Origin of the sequence: Sphingomonas plantiphila (assembly GCF_046000505.1) — a bacterium.
GTDB lineage: Bacteria > Pseudomonadota > Alphaproteobacteria > Sphingomonadales > Sphingomonadaceae > Sphingomonas > Sphingomonas plantiphila.
This window is the reverse complement of sequence record NZ_JBELQC010000003.1, coordinates 136,460-151,087: the sequence shown is the minus strand read 5'-3', so window position 1 is coordinate 151,087 and position 14,628 is coordinate 136,460. Positions and strand designations below refer to the sequence as shown.

At 66.8% G+C, this 14,628-nt stretch carries 13 protein-coding genes and 1 tRNA gene; 6 read left to right on the top strand and 8 right to left on the bottom strand.

Going from position 1 to position 14,628, the window contains the following annotated elements; translation table 11 throughout:
• Nucleotides 1-33: 33 nt before the first annotated feature.
• The 3 genes from moaA to ABS767_RS15670 all read left to right on the top strand — a co-directional run bounded on the left by moaA (nt 34) and on the right by ABS767_RS15670 (nt 2,008).
• Nucleotides 34-1,062, top strand: coding sequence for a GTP 3',8-cyclase MoaA (gene moaA / locus ABS767_RS15680; RefSeq protein ID WP_408080042.1), 1,029 nt, complete (start codon nt 34-36; stop codon nt 1,060-1,062).
• Nucleotides 1,059-1,832 (top strand): NAD kinase, encoded by a 774-nt coding sequence (locus ABS767_RS15675; RefSeq protein ID WP_408080041.1) that lies wholly within the window; start codon nt 1,059-1,061, stop codon nt 1,830-1,832. Before moaA ends, ABS767_RS15675 begins: the two co-directional genes overlap by 4 nt.
• Before the next feature lie 101 nt (nt 1,833-1,933).
• Nucleotides 1,934-2,008, top strand: a tRNA-Asn gene (locus ABS767_RS15670).
• A gap of 141 nt (nt 2,009-2,149) precedes the next feature.
• Here ABS767_RS15670 and ABS767_RS15665 read toward each other — a convergent pair.
• From ABS767_RS15665 to ABS767_RS15650, 4 genes are all read right to left on the bottom strand, one after another.
• The gene (locus ABS767_RS15665; RefSeq protein WP_408080039.1) at nt 2,150-2,314 is read right to left on the bottom strand and encodes a hypothetical protein; all 165 of its coding nucleotides are present in this window, start codon (nt 2,312-2,314) and stop codon (nt 2,150-2,152) included.
• A 93-nt stretch (nt 2,315-2,407) separates the two neighbouring features.
• Complete coding sequence (locus ABS767_RS15660) at nt 2,408-3,127, bottom strand: Crp/Fnr family transcriptional regulator (RefSeq protein ID WP_408080037.1); 720 nt, start codon at nt 3,125-3,127, stop codon at nt 2,408-2,410.
• A complete protein-coding gene (locus tag ABS767_RS15655) occupies nt 3,124-3,375 on the bottom strand; it encodes a DUF6894 family protein (protein WP_408080035.1) in 252 nt (83 codons plus the stop codon). The genes ABS767_RS15660 and ABS767_RS15655 overlap by 4 nt, the downstream gene beginning before the upstream one ends.
• A 92-nt stretch (nt 3,376-3,467) precedes the next feature.
• Nucleotides 3,468-4,424: an alpha/beta hydrolase gene (locus ABS767_RS15650; RefSeq protein WP_408080033.1), complete on the bottom strand. Its 957-nt coding sequence runs from the start codon at nt 4,422-4,424 to the stop codon at nt 3,468-3,470.
• A 172-nt stretch (nt 4,425-4,596) separates the two neighbouring features.
• On the opposite strand from ABS767_RS15650, the gene ABS767_RS15645 reads away from it, so the two are divergent.
• Together ABS767_RS15645 and ABS767_RS15640 are read left to right on the top strand one after the other, a co-directional pair.
• Nucleotides 4,597-5,301 carry an acetylxylan esterase gene (locus ABS767_RS15645; RefSeq protein ID WP_408080031.1) on the top strand — a complete coding sequence of 235 codons (705 nt, stop codon included), beginning with the start codon at nt 4,597-4,599 and terminating at the stop codon, nt 5,299-5,301.
• Nucleotides 5,298-6,737: a family 43 glycosylhydrolase gene (locus ABS767_RS15640; protein WP_408080029.1), complete on the top strand. Its 1,440-nt coding sequence runs from the start codon at nt 5,298-5,300 to the stop codon at nt 6,735-6,737. Before ABS767_RS15645 ends, ABS767_RS15640 begins: the two co-directional genes overlap by 4 nt.
• Nucleotides 6,738-6,782: 45 nt before the next feature.
• Here the strand turns inward: ABS767_RS15640 and xylA are convergent, their stop codons facing one another.
• From xylA to ABS767_RS15620, 4 genes are all read right to left on the bottom strand, one after another.
• A complete protein-coding gene (gene xylA / locus ABS767_RS15635; RefSeq protein ID WP_408080027.1) occupies nt 6,783-8,105 on the bottom strand; it encodes a xylose isomerase in 1,323 nt (440 codons plus the stop codon).
• A complete protein-coding gene (xylB, locus tag ABS767_RS15630) occupies nt 8,106-9,557 on the bottom strand; it encodes a xylulokinase (protein ID WP_408080025.1) in 1,452 nt (483 codons plus the stop codon).
• On the bottom strand, nt 9,557-10,675 hold the full coding sequence (locus ABS767_RS15625; protein WP_408080023.1) for a glycoside hydrolase family 43 protein: 1,119 nt from the start codon (nt 10,673-10,675) through the stop codon (nt 9,557-9,559). The genes xylB and ABS767_RS15625 overlap by 1 nt, the downstream gene beginning before the upstream one ends.
• 111 nt (nt 10,676-10,786) lie before the next feature.
• Nucleotides 10,787-12,898: a right-handed parallel beta-helix repeat-containing protein gene (locus tag ABS767_RS15620; RefSeq protein WP_408080021.1), complete on the bottom strand. Its 2,112-nt coding sequence runs from the start codon at nt 12,896-12,898 to the stop codon at nt 10,787-10,789.
• 139 nt (nt 12,899-13,037) lie between these two features.
• Here ABS767_RS15620 and ABS767_RS15615 point away from each other — a divergent pair, with 139 nt between their 5' ends.
• Nucleotides 13,038-14,627 carry an alpha-N-arabinofuranosidase gene (locus tag ABS767_RS15615; RefSeq protein ID WP_408080741.1) on the top strand — a complete coding sequence of 530 codons (1,590 nt, stop codon included), beginning with the start codon at nt 13,038-13,040 and terminating at the stop codon, nt 14,625-14,627.
• The last annotated feature ends 1 nt before the right edge of the window (nt 14,628 follow it).

Here is a 14,628-nt window from a genome sequence, read left to right as displayed (position 1 = left end):
TCGCGCGGCCCCGAACAGCTTAGCTCCGCGAGGATGGAGCCTGTGCCCGCCCCGACCGATCGGTCCCCCGTGGATCGGCGCCTTGTCGATGGGCAGGGCCGTGCGATCCGCTATCTGCGGGTATCGGTGACCGACCGGTGCGACCTGCGCTGCCGCTATTGCATGGCCGAGGAGATGACCTTCCTGCCGCGCAGCGAATTGCTGGCGCTGGAGGAGATCGCACTGATCGCCGAACGCTTCGTCGCGCGTGGGGTGACCAAGATCCGGCTGACCGGCGGCGAGCCGCTGGTGCGCCGCGACGCGCTCGACCTGGTGCGGCGGCTCGGGCGATCGGTCGGGCATGGGCTGAACGAACTGACGCTGACTACCAACGGCACGCGGCTGGCCGATCATGCGCAGGCGCTGGCCGATGCCGGGGTGCGGCGGATCAATGTCAGCCTGGACAGCCGCGACCCGGCGCTGTTCCGTCATATCACCCGCCATGGCGATGTCGCGCAGGTGCTGAACGGGATCGCCGCAGCGCGCGACGCCGGGCTGAGGGTGAAGATCAACATGGTGGCGCTGAAGGGCCTGAACGACTCTGAAATCCCGGCGATGCTCGACTGGGCGGCGTGCGAGGGGATGGACCTGACGCTGATCGAGACGATGCCGCTGGGGATGATCAACGAGGATCGTGCCGACCGCTTCGTGCCGCTGACCGCCGTGCTCGATGATCTGCGCGCGCGGTTCGACCTGGCGCCCGACAGCCACGACAGCGGCGGCCCGGCGCGTTACTGGCGCGTCGGCGGGAGCGCAACGCGGCTGGGGTTGATCTCGCCGCTCACCGGCAACTTCTGTGCGACATGCAACCGCGTGCGGCTGACCACCGACGGCAAGCTCTATTCGTGCCTTGGCCATGACGATCATGTCGACCTGCGCGCGGCGATTCGCGAGGGCGGGCTGGCGGCGGTCGACGCCGCGATCGACGCGGCGCTGGGTGCGAAGCCCGCGCGGCACGATTTCGATGTTTCACAGGGCGCGAGTCCGGCCGTGGCGCGGCATATGAGCGTGACCGGCGGATGAGCGAGACGCGCCGGGCGCTGGTCGCCTCCCCCACCACGCCCGCCGAGACGGCGGCGACCGAACTGCTGGCGGGCGGCGACTGGGCGCCCATCGACGCGGCCGAAATGCTGGTCGCGCTGGGCGGGGACGGCTTCATGCTGCAGACCCTGCATGCGATGCTGGAGCGGCGGAAGATCGTGCCGGTGTTCGGGATGAACCTCGGCACGATCGGCTTTCTGATGAACGACTGGCGCCCTGACGGCCTCGACGAGCGGCTGGCGCGGGCACGGCCGTTCAAGGTGACCCCGCTGACGATGACTGCGACGACGATGGACGGCGAGACGCATGTCATGCCGGCGATCAACGAGGTGTCGCTGCTGCGCGAGACGCGCCAGACCGCCAAGCTGGAGGTGCGGGTGAACGACCGCGTCGTGCTGCCCGAACTGGTGTGCGACGGCATTCTGATCGCGACCCCGGCCGGATCGACCGCGTACAATCTGTCGGCACACGGACCGATCCTGCCTTTGGGGTCGCAACTGCTCGCGCTGACCCCGATCAGCCCGTTCCGCCCCCGCCGCTGGCGTGGCGCGATCCTGCCCGAAAAGGCGCGCATCTCGCTGCGCGTGCTCGATCCCGGCAAGCGCCCGGTGAGCGCGGTGGCCGACCAGCGCGAGGTGCGCGACGTGGCGCAGGTGGACGTGCAGATCGACCATCATCGCGACCTGACATTGCTGTTCGACCCCGAACATGCGCTGGACGAGCGGATCACGATGGAACAGTTCATCGCGTGATTGGATCGGTGGGTTTCGCTAACCGGACCGACATGCGAAAAACGTTCTTCGCCGCTTGCAATGCGGGAAACCCCTTCGTATAGGCGCGCCCTCGCTGGTGTTCCCTGATAGCTCAGCGGTAGAGCATCCGACTGTTAATCGGACGGTCGTAGGTTCGAATCCTACTCAGGGAGCCAGCGCGTTCATTCAGGGGCGATCATTGCCGATCCGGTCGGCCTGATCTCCCCCGAAGCCCGCGACCGGGCGCGCGCCCCCCTCCCCATCGCCAGCTTTCCTCTGAAAGATGCTCCTTGCGTGCAGGTCTTTCGATGCGCGACTCAGCCGCGTTCGACGATGGTGAGTTCGACCTTTTCGCCGGACGCAAGCCGATCGTAGCGCTCCGCGAGCGTCAGATGCGCGTGCCGCGCCGACGCATCCTTCGACGCTTGCGCAAGCTCGCGCGAGCGTGCGGCGCGTTCACGGTAATAGTCCCTGTCGTCCATCGGCACGGCCTGTCTCCGGCATTCAATGCCCGCCCCACCCCCAGTTAGGCGGTGGCCAGAAGGACCGTCATTAATCTGGGTAAATGCCCAGCGCTAAAGCGGTGGCGGGTCCAGGTAGAGATAGGAGGGGTCGAACTCGGCGAGTTCGCGCAGGCCGGGCACGTCATGCAGTTCGGCACGGCCGTTTCGAAACGTCATCAGTCCCAATTCGCGCAGGCGCCGGAGCGACCTGTTGACATGGACGGAGGTCATTCCGAGACATTCCGCAAGATCGACCTGGCTGAGCCTGAAGTCGAACCCGTCCGGGTCCGCCCGGCCCACGAGCGACAGCCGCACCTGCAGTTCGCAGAACAGGTGCGCGGTCCGCGCGATCGCGGAGCGCCGACCCATCGACAGCACCCATTCGCGATGAATCGCAGCGTCGAGATTGGTCGAGAACCAGTAGAGCCGGGCGATGCGCGGATAGCGTTCGGTGAGCTCGGCCAGCTTGGCGTGCGGGAACAGGACCACGCGACACGGCGTCAGCGCGATCAGATTGTGGTCGAGCCGCTTCAGCGTAAAGCTGTGCAGGTCGGTGAAGTCGCCGGGTACGTGGAGTTCGGTGATCTGGCGCTGGCCGTCGCGCAGATCCTTGTAGCGGCCGGCGATCCCCTCGACGATCAGGATGCTGACGTCGAGCAGCGTGTCGGCCTCGACAAACGTATGATGCGCCTCGAACGACAGGGAGGTGCCCATCGCGCTGCGGATTGCGGCTTCTTCTTCGGTGCTCAGCGCGTGCCGCGCACGGATACGGGCAAAGTGCGTTTCGATCATTCGGGCCCGGGGAGGTGCAGCTCGAACGCCTCCACGAAGGAGATGTCCAGGACGCAATTCCCGGCGTCGTCGAGCACCTCGATATGGCCGACCAAGTCTATCATGCCTTCGGCCGCTTCCGAACGGATGATCGAGCGAATGCTGTCGATCGCCTTGCGGCGGGCTGCGTCGACGCCATCCAGCATGCTCCCTTCCTCGTCGAGCGAGTTGCCGGTGCGGTTGAACACATTGAAGCGAAAGCGTTCCATCCGCCAAAAAACTTCCGGAACGCGATCGGGGTCCACGCGAATTCGACGAATTGCCGGGAGCCGAGCCAGGTCTCCGCTCCCGACACTGTCGTTCAGCTTGCGCGCTTCATATAGCCGCGCATCGTCAGCCAGTTGGCGAAGGCGTCGAACCAACCGGTGCTGGTGGTCTCCTTGGGATACATGCCGAAGCCGTGGCCGCCCTGTTCGTAGAGGTGGAATTCGACCGGGCGCTTTGCGGCCTTCCAGCTGTCGATCAGGCCGAAACCGCTATTAGCGAAGAACGGATCGTCGGCGGCCAGCGCGACGAACAGCGGGGGCGCGTCGGCGGGCACCTTCATCGATGCGATCGGGCCATAGATGTTGGCGATGAAGGCGGGCTTGGCATCCTGCCCGGCGAGCGCGGTCGCCATGGTGAGCATCGCGCCTGCCGAAAAGCCGACCATGCCGACGCGGTCGGGATCGATGCGCCATTCGCCCGCGCGGCGACGGATCAGCGCGAACGCGGCGCGCGAATCCGCGATCTGGGGCGCGATCGCCGCCATCGCGGTTTCGGGATCGGGGCGCGGCGGACGCGCGGCGGTGCCGGAGAACATCTCGCGCATCGATTTTTCGAAGCCGGGCATGTCGGCGGGGGTCTGGTTGAGGCGATATTTGAGTACGAACGCCGCGACTCCGCGCGCGGCGAGCGCCTTGGCGACGTCCCAGCCCTCATTTTCCATCGACAGCGTGCGGAAGCCGCCGCCCGGCGCGACGACGACCGCGGCGCCGGTCGCCTTGGCCGGATCGGGCAGGAACGGGGTGAGCGTGGCGACGGTCACGTTGCGCGCGAACCGGCTGCCATATTGGCTGTGCCAGGATTCGTTCGCCTTGGCGTCGGGAAGCGGGCCGGTGTCGAGCGTGATCGCACCGGGCTGCGCCGGGATCTCGATCGGGGTCATCCGGTCGTCCTGCGCCGCCGCGGTGCCGATCGGGGCCAGCGCGAGCAGCGCCGCCGCCGCCCATCGACCGGCATTTCGCATTCCGAAGCTGAAGTGATCTGGTTCGGCCATGGCAACTCTCCCTCTCTATTTGTTGGTCAATTAAGACGGGTCCGCGCGATTGTTTCAAGGTAAAACTAACGCACCGCTGGATATTTTGTCCGACAAGTTGACGAGAGCCAGGCGCTGCGTCAGGTTTATGTGGAGCGCGGCACCGTGACGGTGCGGAAATGAGGGAGAGCGTATGACGCCGACAGCGCAGCAGCTTGTGCGCGCGGTACTGGGGGCCGCGGCGATTGCGGGGCTGGCCATGTCCGCGAGTGCGCAGCAGAGCCCCGCCGTTCCGCCGCTGACCGCGTTCTTCCAGCCGGCGGCGGACGCCCCGACGACGCCCGACGCGGACGGGTTCATCCGCCGATGGCTGCTGCTCGAACCGGTCGTCAAGCCCAATCCGACCAATACGGTGTTCACCGGCAGCTATGTCCGCGCCGCGCTCAATCCCGGTACCTTTCCCGGCCAGTTCGGCACCGTGCCGCGCGATGGGCAGACGGTCGAGGCGGGCGGGACGCTGCGCTGGCACGCGCTCGATTCGCGGTTGTGGGACGTCAAATTGTTCAACTTCGCGCAGGCGCTGGGGAAGCCCAAATATGGCGTCGTCTTCTGGGCGGTGACGGTGATCGACAGCCCGCGCGAGATGCGCAACGTGCGGATGGCGGTCGGGTCCAACGCGGCATCGATCTGGTGGCTCAACGGCGAGGAGACCGCGACGCTGTTCGACGACCGGCGCATGGTGATGGACGATGTGCTGTCGGATCGCGTGACGCTGAAGAAGGGACGCAACCTGGTGTATGGCGCGGTGATCAACGGGCCCGGCCTCAGCGACTTCTGCCTGCGCTTCGTCGACGAAGACGGCCGGCCGATCCGCGATCTTCGGATCGATGTGAAATGATCCGCATCGCGCTCACGCTCGGCTTCGGCCTCGCCCTCGCCCTCGCCGCCCCCGCATCGGCCCAGCTGGCCGGCGAGGTGTTCATCCACGACCCCTCCACGATCGTCGAATCCGATGGCAAATGGTATACGTTCGGCACCCGTGGCGGCGGGTTGGTCTCGTCCGACGGGTGGACGTGGGCGAGCGGCCCGGTGCGCCCCGGCGGGGGCGTCGCGCCCGACGTGATCAAGATCGGCGACCGTTACTATGTCGCCTGGGCGGTCGGCGGCGGGGGCATGTCCGGCGGGCACAAGAGCGACGTCAAGATCATGTGGACCAAGTCGCTCGACCCCAAGTCGCCCGACTTCAAATATCACGAGGTCGGCATCGTCGCGTCGAGCGACGGCGTCGAAAATCACGACGCGATCGACCCCGCCTTTCTCTATCACGACGGGCGGCTGTGGCTGAGCTACGGCACCTATTTCGGGTCGATCCGGATGATCGAGCTCGATCCCGCAACGGGCATGCGCGTCGCGGGCAACCAGCCGGTCGAGATCGCCATCGACATGGAAGCCACCGCGCTGATGTATCGCGACGGCTGGTACTATCTGCTCGGCACGCACGGCACCTGCTGCGACGGGCCCAACTCGACCTATAATATCCGCGTCGGCCGGTCGCGCAGCCCGCTCGGCCCCTATGTCGACAATATGGGGATTCCCCTTCTCAGGGGCGGCGGGAAGCTGGTGGTCAGCGCGCGCGGTCGGATGATCGGCGCGGGGCATTTCGGCCTGATCGACCTGGGCGGGGGAATCGAGAAATTCTCGCTGCATTACGAGGCGGACATGGATCGCAGCGGGCGCAGCGTGCTGGCGATCGAGCCATTGCTGTGGCGCGACGGCTGGCCGGTCGCGGGGAGCAATGTCCGCCCCGGCACCTATGAGATCAAGTCCGAGCGCAGCGGCAATGCGCTGCAGCTCAAGGTCGATTTCGTGCGCATCCCGTTCGACGCGCGGCGGGCATGGATGGCCAAGCCGGGCGATCCGGTGTCGCCGGTTGCGGACCAGACGCTGGCCGACGTGCAGGCGGGCTGGCCGAAGGACGCGGTGCGGGTCGACCTGTCGGCTTACATGGTCCGGCCCAACCAGCATTGGACGATCACGCCCGTTCCGGAGGCGGGCGGTTGGTTCGGCGCGCCGTTCTACAAGATCACCATCGCCGGCACCGAACGCGCACTGGCGGCGACGCCAGCGAACGAGGTCGAGGCCGTGCCGGCCTTCACCGGCGCCGACGCGCAATTGTGGCGGATCGATCAGCTGACCGACGGCAGCTATCGCATCACGCCCAAGCGCGGCGCCAAGGCCGACCTGGCGCTGATGGCGATCGGCACCAGCACGCCGACGCTGGCCAAGTTCGATCCGCGCAGCGACGCGGGGCGCTGGCGGTTCATGCAACCATGATGCGAACGGCGGCTGCGATCCGCCGGACCGCAGCCGCCGCGTCGCTCACACGAAGCGGTTGATCAGGTTCTCCAGCCGCTCCTGCTTGCCCGAGCGATGCTTGGGCGACAGGTTGGCGCTGACGGCATGGTCGGCGATGTCGGACAGGCTGGTGCCGTCGCGATGGATCATCTGGCCCAGATCGCCGTCCCAGCCGGCATAGCGTTCCTTCTTGAACGCATCGATGCGGCCGTCAGCGATGATCCGCTCGGCATTGAGCAGCGCCGCCGCGACGACATCGACCCCGCCGATATGGCCGTGGAGCAGATCGTCGGCATCGACCGACTGGCGGCGCACCTTGGCGTCGAAGTTGAAGCCGCCGGTGGTGAAGCCGCCCGCACGGACGATCTCCAGCATCGCCAGCGTCGTCTCCTCGACCGAATTGGGGAATTGATCGGTGTCCCAGCCATTCTGGTGATCGCCGCGATTGGCGTCGATCGAGCCGAAGATGCCGAAGGCCGCGGCGGTCGCGATCTCATGCTCGAAGGTGTGGCCCGACAGCGTGGCGTGGTTCGCCTCGATATTCACGCACACTTCCTTCTCGAGCCCGTAGCGCTTGAGGAAGCCGTACACAGTCGCCGTGTCGAAATCGTACTGATGCTTGGTCGGCTCGTGCGGCTTGGGCTCGATCAGGATCGTGCCGGTAAAGCCGATCTTGTGCTTGTGCTCGACCACCAGGCTGAGGAAGCGGCCGAAATTGTCGAGCTCGCGCTTGAGATCGGTGTTGGTGAGCGTCTCATAGCCCTCGCGGCCGCCCCACAGCACATAGTTGGCGCCGCCCAGCCGCTTGGTCGCGTCGAGCGCAGAGCGCACCTGCAGCGCCGCCCAAGCATAGACTTCGGGATCGGGGCTGGTCGCCGCGCCCGCGGCGTAGCGCGGGTCGGAGAAGAGGTTGGCGGTGCCCCACAGCAGCTTGCGCCCGGTCTGGCCCTGCAGCGTTTCGAGATGGTCGACCGCGGTCGCGAAGTTGCGCTGGTAGGAGGCGACGTCGCTCGCGGGCTCCATCACATCGACATCGTGGAAACAGTAGAAGGGCAGATCGAGCTTCTGGACGAAGCCGAGCGCGGTCTCGCGCTTCATCGCGGCCGCTTCGGTGGCGTCGGCGTGCGACTGCCACGGGCGATCGAACGTGCCCGCGCCGAACACGTCGGAGCCGGGCCAGCAGAAGGTATGCCACATGCACACGGCGAAGCGGAGATACTCCTCCATCGTCTTGCCGAACACGACGCGGTTCTTGTCGTAGAAACGGTAGGCGAGCTCGTTGTCGCTGTCCGGCCCTTCATAGGCGATGGTCGGGAACTGCGCGAAATAATCGTTGGCGGCGGGCATTTAGAGACCTTTCTTGGGCGTGATGCGGGGATAGGCTTGGCGGAACAGCGCCTTGCGCGGGGCGAGGCGATCGATGAGGTCGGGTTCGGGTTCGATCCGCTGCGACACGGGCGGCGCGGCGCAGACGCTGGCAGGATCGCCACCGTCGACCGCGAGCTGGGCGAGCCGGGCGGCTCCGAGCGCGGGCCCGACCTCGCCGCCCTTGAGATAGACCAGCGGCACTTCGAACGCGGCGGCGATGATCCGCCCCCAATAGCCCGAGCGCGCGCCGCCGCCGATGACCGACAGCTGCGACACCTGCGTCCCTGCGTCGCGCAAGGCGTCGAGACCGTCGGCGAGGGCGAAGGCGACGCCCTCGAGCACGGCCTGCGCCAGCCGGCCCGGATCGGTATCGTTGTCGAGGCCGAGAAACGCGCCGCGGACCTGCGCGTCGTTGTGCGGCGTCCGCTCGCCCGAGAGATAGGGCAGGAACAGCTCGCCGCCGGTGCCGGGCCCCGATGCCTCGGCGCGGGCGAACAGATCGGCCGCGCCGGCCGCGCCGGTCAGGCGGGCCACCCAGTCGATGCACGAGGCAGCCGAGAGGTGGACGCTCATCTGGTGCCACATGCCGGGCAAGCAGTGGCAGAAGGCGTGGACCGCGCGCGCCGGATTGGGCCGGAAGTCGCTGGTCGCGACGAAGATCACGCCCGACGTGCCGAGCGACAGCAGCGCATCGCCATCGCCGACCACACCCACGCCGACCGCGCCCGCGGCATTGTCGCCGCCGCCCGCGACCACCGGCACTGCGGGCATACCCCATAGTTCCGCGACCTCCGGACGCAGCGTACCGGTGACCTCGCTGCCTTCGAACAGCTTTGGCATCGCCGCCTGGGACAGGCCGGTGGCGGCGAGGATGTCGTCGCTCCAGTCGCGCCGGGCGACGTCGACCCACAAAGTGCCCGCAGAATCCGACAGGTCCGACGCCTTGTCGCCGGTCATCATCAGCCGGACATAGTCCTTGGGCAGCAGCACGCTGCGGACCTGCGCGAACAGCTCCGGCTCGTGCTTGCGCACCCATAGCAGTTTCGGCGCGGTGAAGCCGGGCATGGCGATGTTGCCGGTGACCGTGCGCAGGTCGGGGACCGCGGCCTCAAGCTCCTCGCACTCCAGGTCGCAGCGCCCGTCGTTCCACAGGATCGCGGGGCGCAGCGGCTTGTCGTCCGCACCCAGCAGCGTCGCTCCGTGCATCTGCCCGGCGATGCCGACGCCGCGGATCGAGCGGCGAACGGCCGGGTCGATCGCCTGCACCGCCGCGGTCGTGGCGAGCCACCATGCCGCCGGGTCCTGTTCGGACCAGCAGGGGTGCGGACGCTGGACGGTGAGCGCGGCCGTCCCCTGCCCCGCGACCGCGCCCGTTTCGTCGAGCGCCACCGCCTTCACCCCCGACGTGCCGATATCGATTCCCAGAAACATCAGCGGAAGGGATCGATCGTGGGGATGGTGCCGTCGTCGTTGAACTTCAGCTCGGTCACCTTGGCGCTGCGCAGGTGGTTCTTACCGCTGAGCTGGGTATCGTGGTAGAACAGCCACCATTTGCCGTTCCACTCGACGATCGAGTGATGCGAGGTCCAGCCCTGCACGGGCTTGAGGATGTGCCCCTTGAACGTGAACGGGCCATAGGGGTTGTCGCCGATCGCATAGTTCACGAAGTGCGTGTCGCCGGTCGAGTAGGTGTAGTAATATTTGCCGCCGCGCTTGAAGACCCAGGCCGCCTCGAAGAAGCGGCGGTCATGGTCGCCGCCCAGGATCGGATTGCCCTTCTCGTCCAGGATCACCGCGTCGCGCACCGGCTCGGCAAAGGTCTTCATGTCGGGGTTCATCTTGACGACCTTGCCCGAGATGGCGGGCTTGTCGTCCTGCATCAGATCGGTGTCGGAGCCGTTGGGGTCGTAGACGCCGTCCTTCCAGCGCTGGAGCTGCCCGCCCCAGATACCGCCGAAATACATGTAGCTGGTGCCGTCCGCGTCGGTGAAGACGGCAGGGTCCATCGAGAAGCTGCCGGGGATGTAGTTGGGCTCGGGCTTGAACGGGCCCATCGGGTTCTTCGAGGTCGCGACGCCGATGCGGAATGCGCCGAGGCCGTTCTTGTCCTTGGTCTTATCGCGTGCCGGGAAATAGAGATAATAGGTGCCGTTCTTGTACGCGGCGTCGGGCGCCCACATCTGCTGCGAGGCCCAGGGCACGTCCTTTACGTCGAGCGCGACCGGGCCGACCGTCACCGGGCCGCCGATCTTGTCCATGCGCAGCACGCGATAGTCGCGCATGGCATATTGGTTGCCGAGATCGTCGTCGGCGATGCCCGCATCGATGTCGTGGCTGGCATAGACATAGATCTTGCCGTCGAAGACGTGCGCCGAGGGGTCGGCGAAGAACAGATCCTTGACCAGCGGCTGGGCGAGATATTCGCGACCCTCGGGCGAGCGGGCGACGCTGGCATTGGCTTCGGGCTCGGCCTGATTCGCCGGTGTTCCGGCGTTGCAGGCTGCCAAGCACGCCCCCAGAATCACGAGCGGAAGGGTTTTGTATCGCATCGTCTCTCTCTCCTCAGTCACCGGTTTGAACCGGCGTTGCGGCCGTGATAGCGCTAACATCGTATTTGGCCAATATGCTTTGAGATTAGTCGGAGTTTAAAGCGCAAATCGCTACGGTGCGGCGGTGGCAGCGGGCCTCACCCCGCTCTCCGCGATCACCGTGCGCGCCGCTTCCGGCCAGGCTTCGCCCGTCACCGCGACATTGTCTTCGGCGCGATTGTTGAGATAGTCGGTCCAGCTTCCCTGGATGCGCCCCGAGTTGTACCAGTTGCCAGTCGCGCGATTGTCGAGCGCGGTACGGCGCGGCGCGATCGCGTCCTGCGAATTGAGGGTGAGCCATACACCGCCGACGCGGTCGACCACATTCTCCCGCACCGTCACATAGCGCGATCCCTCGTCGAGATAGATGGCGATGCCCCCCGCCCCGGCGACGTCGTAGATATAGTTGCGCGCGATCAGAGCACCGGGGTCGGCCGAGAGATGATAGATCGCGCCGCCGTCGGGGAACCACTGCTTCACGCGACCGACGCGGTTGCCGACGATGACGGTGTCGCGCAGAATCGTGGGGGTATCGTAGACGATATTGCCCGGCTGGTCGTAATAGGATCGGTGGCGGCGGTAATATTCCGCGCTGCCGCCGGGATCGTTGATGCCCCATCCCCACCCGACATCGATCCCGTCATAGGGCGCATCGGAAATGTCGTTGTGGGTGATGACGGCGCCGCTGGCGTAGGTGACCAGCACCGCCGCCTGTTCCTTATAGTCGTGGGACACGTGCGCGATGCGATTGTCGCGGATCAGGATGTCGCGCACGGCGAGTTCGGGCCGAGACGGGTGGTGCGCGTCGCGCGAGATTCCGCCCGCCATGATCGCGCCGCCGGCCAGGTCGCGGAATTCGTTGCCGGTCACCTCGATCGCGGTGGCGGCCAGCCCGATGCCGGTGGCGTTCGCCTCGGGATTGTTGCCGATGCCCAGCGCGATCTGGCCGAGTTGTCCGAAGCGATTGTCGTCGAACACGATGCGGCTGGCGGCGGAGACCTGGATCGCGGCAGGCTGCTGGCGCCACTGGTTGCGCATCCGCTCGAACGCCGGGCAGCCCCAGCTGCAGTCGCGGATCGGATCGGCGGGATAGCCCGCCAACTCCCCGGCAAGATAGGCGCCGCTCTGCTGGCTGACATAGCCTTCGGGGCCGGATGGCTGCAGCCAGCTGGTGTGACGGAAGGACAGTCCGCGAAATTCGAGATCGCGGACCGGCCTATCGATGGTCCCGCCGATGGAGATGAGATGATCGAGCCGGGGCGCGACCATCTCCGCCTTCGCCATGTCCTCGCCGACGCGTGGGCGGTAGTAGAGCAGGCCTGCCGCGGGGTCGGCGACCCATTGGCCGGGTTCGCGCAGGAAGGCGATGTTGTTGACCAGGAACAGCCGCGCCACGTCGGCCGATACCGGCCGCGCGAGCGTGTCATAGCCCACCAGATTGTTGCGCCAGCCCGGTTGCTGCATGACGATGCGATCGCCGTCGATCCGGTCGACCATCGCGTGCCGATGGGTGAACCAGCTCATCCCCTCGACCTCGATGCGGCGCTGGGCGGTCAGTGCGCCGAGCGACCGCCATGCCGGGTCGACAATCTCCAGCCCCCATGGATGGAACCTCACCGCCGCGCGCGGGATTTCGATGCGCGCCCGCGGCGCCAGGGCGCCATTGACGGTCAGCTGGCGCGGATCGAGCCCGGCGGGGATGCGCGCGCGCCAGATTCCGCGCGCGCGATCGGCAAGCTGCCATCCCGTGACAGGGACTCCGCCCGAGATCACCGGGTAGGCTCCCGCCGCGCCTTCCCAGCGCACGACGAAGCCGTTGCGTCCGCCATCGTCGGCGGTGAAGCGCAGCGGCGCGGCCAGGCGATAGGTCCCCGGCGCGATGCGGATGGTGACATCGTGCGTCTCGCTCAAGCTGCGCACCAGCGCCTGGGCGCGGGCAAAACCGGCGACCGGCCGTGCCGCGGATCCGTCGCCACTGTCCGAGCCGGTCGGAGACAAATGCAGGATCACCGGTTCCGGAGCGGGCCGGATCGGAATGACGATCGAATGGCGCGCGTCAGGATCGCGGGGCGGCACCGACATTTGGGGAAGCGCCGGACCCGAGGGGAGCGATTGCGCGGTTGCTGGCACGGCGGGACCATAGAGTGCCAGAACGGCCAGCAGGATCGATTGCGCGCGCTGCATCGGGGTCTCCTTCGGGCGCGCAGGCGGGATTGTCGGCTGCGCACTTGACGAGCGGACAATGCGCAAACTACTCCAACAAATGCAATGCCGTTTCCGTACAGCACGGACCGAGCGAAGACAGGGAGAGATGCGGGTGATGATGTCGAGCAACGCGCGGCGGCGCACCTATGGCCGGCTGAGCGGGTTTTCGCTGTTCTCAGCCCTTCTGCTCGCAACCGCCCCGCTGGCGACACCGGCTCAGGCGCAGGAGGCCAGCGCGAAGATCGACGCGAATCGCCCCGGCCCGGTGGTCAATCCCGACATCTTCGGCCAGTTCATGGAGCATCTCGGCACAGGCATCTACGGCGGGATCTGGGTCGGCGAGCGTTCGTCGATCCCCAACGATGCGGGCTATCGTCGCGACGTGCTCGACGCATTGAACGCGATCAAGGTGCCGATGGTGCGTTGGCCCGGCGGCTGCTTCGCGGACGAATATCACTGGCGCGACGGCATCGGCCCGCGCAGCCGCCGCCCGGTCAAGATCAACACCAACTGGGGCGGGGTGAACGAGGACAACAGCTTCGGCACGCACGAGTTCATGGGCTTTGCGCAGCGGCTGGGCGCGCGCACCTATGTCTCTGCCAATGTCGGCAGCGGCACGCCCGCCGAGACCTCACAATGGGTCGACTATATCACCGCGCCGGCGAACACGACCGTGCTGGCCAAGGAACGCGCCGCCAACGGGCGCAAGGAGCCGTGGAAGCTCGACTATCTTGGCATCGGCAACGAGCTGTGGGGCTGTGGCGGCAACATGCGACCCGAATATGCCGCCGACGTGACCAACCGCTTCATCACCTTCGCCAAGTCGGGCAACGGCAAGATGCTAAAGATCGCCAGCGGCCCCTCGGACGCCAATTACGAGTGGACCGAGACGATGATGCGCATGTCGGCCAAGCATATCGACGGGCTGGCGCTGCATTTCTACACCCGCCCGCGCGACCAGAAGTGGGAGGACAAGGGTCCGGCGCTCGGCTTCCCCGAAAGCGAATGGGCGTCGACGCTGCAGCACACGCTGCAGATGGACGAATATATCGCCAAGCATTCGGCGATCATGGACAAGTACGATCCCGACAAGCGCGTGATGCTCGCGGTCGACGAATGGGGCACGTGGTACGATCCGGCCCCCGGCTCCAACCCCGGCTTCCTGCAGCAGCAGAATAGCCTGCGCGACGCGATGGTCGCGGCGCTCAACATCAACATCTTCACCAAGCACGCCGAACGCGTGAAGATGGCCGCGATCGCGCAGATGGTGAACGTGCTGCAGGCGATGCTGCTCACCGACGGGCCGCGCATAGTGAAGACGCCGACCTATTGGGTGTTCGACCTGTATGTACCGTGGCAGGGCGCGACCAGCCTGCCAGTGACGCTCGACAGCCCCTGGTATCACAAGGACGATGTCGCGATCCCCGCGGTCAGCGTCTCGGCGGTGCGCGACACGGCGGGCGCGGTGCATGTCGCACTGGTCAATGTCGATCCCAACCGCGCGCAGCCGATCAGCATCGACCTGGGCGGCATCACGGCGAGCGGCGCGAGCGGGCGCGTCCTGACCGCCGGAGCGATGGATGCGCATAACAGCTTCGACGCACCCGGTGTCGTCGCGCCGGCCGCGTTCGACGGCGCGACCGTGTCCGACGGCAAGCTCAACGTCACCCTGCCCGCCAAGTCGGTCGTGGTGCTCAAGCTACGGTGAC

Bases quoted from the DNA above. Each gene is read 5' to 3' on its own strand.
- moaA (WP_408080042.1), top strand. From the start codon at position 34: ATGGAGCCTGTGCCCGCCCCGACCGATCGGTCCCCCGTGGATCGGCGC.
- ABS767_RS15675 (WP_408080041.1), top strand. From the start codon at position 1,059: ATGAGCGAGACGCGCCGGGCGCTGGTCGCCTCCCCCACCACGCCCGCC.
- ABS767_RS15665 (WP_408080039.1), bottom strand. From the start codon at position 2,314: ATGGACGACAGGGACTATTACCGTGAACGCGCCGCACGCTCGCGCGAG.
- ABS767_RS15660 (WP_408080037.1), bottom strand. From the start codon at position 3,127: ATGATCGAAACGCACTTTGCCCGTATCCGTGCGCGGCACGCGCTGAGC.
- ABS767_RS15655 (WP_408080035.1), bottom strand. From the start codon at position 3,375: ATGGAACGCTTTCGCTTCAATGTGTTCAACCGCACCGGCAACTCGCTC.
- ABS767_RS15650 (WP_408080033.1), bottom strand. From the start codon at position 4,424: ATGGCCGAACCAGATCACTTCAGCTTCGGAATGCGAAATGCCGGTCGA.
- ABS767_RS15645 (WP_408080031.1), top strand. From the start codon at position 4,597: ATGACGCCGACAGCGCAGCAGCTTGTGCGCGCGGTACTGGGGGCCGCG.
- ABS767_RS15640 (WP_408080029.1), top strand. From the start codon at position 5,298: ATGATCCGCATCGCGCTCACGCTCGGCTTCGGCCTCGCCCTCGCCCTC.
- xylA (WP_408080027.1), bottom strand. From the start codon at position 8,105: ATGCCCGCCGCCAACGATTATTTCGCGCAGTTCCCGACCATCGCCTAT.
- xylB (WP_408080025.1), bottom strand. From the start codon at position 9,557: ATGTTTCTGGGAATCGATATCGGCACGTCGGGGGTGAAGGCGGTGGCG.
- ABS767_RS15625 (WP_408080023.1), bottom strand. From the start codon at position 10,675: ATGCGATACAAAACCCTTCCGCTCGTGATTCTGGGGGCGTGCTTGGCA.
- ABS767_RS15620 (WP_408080021.1), bottom strand. From the start codon at position 12,898: ATGCAGCGCGCGCAATCGATCCTGCTGGCCGTTCTGGCACTCTATGGT.
- ABS767_RS15615 (WP_408080741.1), top strand. From the start codon at position 13,038: ATGTCGAGCAACGCGCGGCGGCGCACCTATGGCCGGCTGAGCGGGTTT.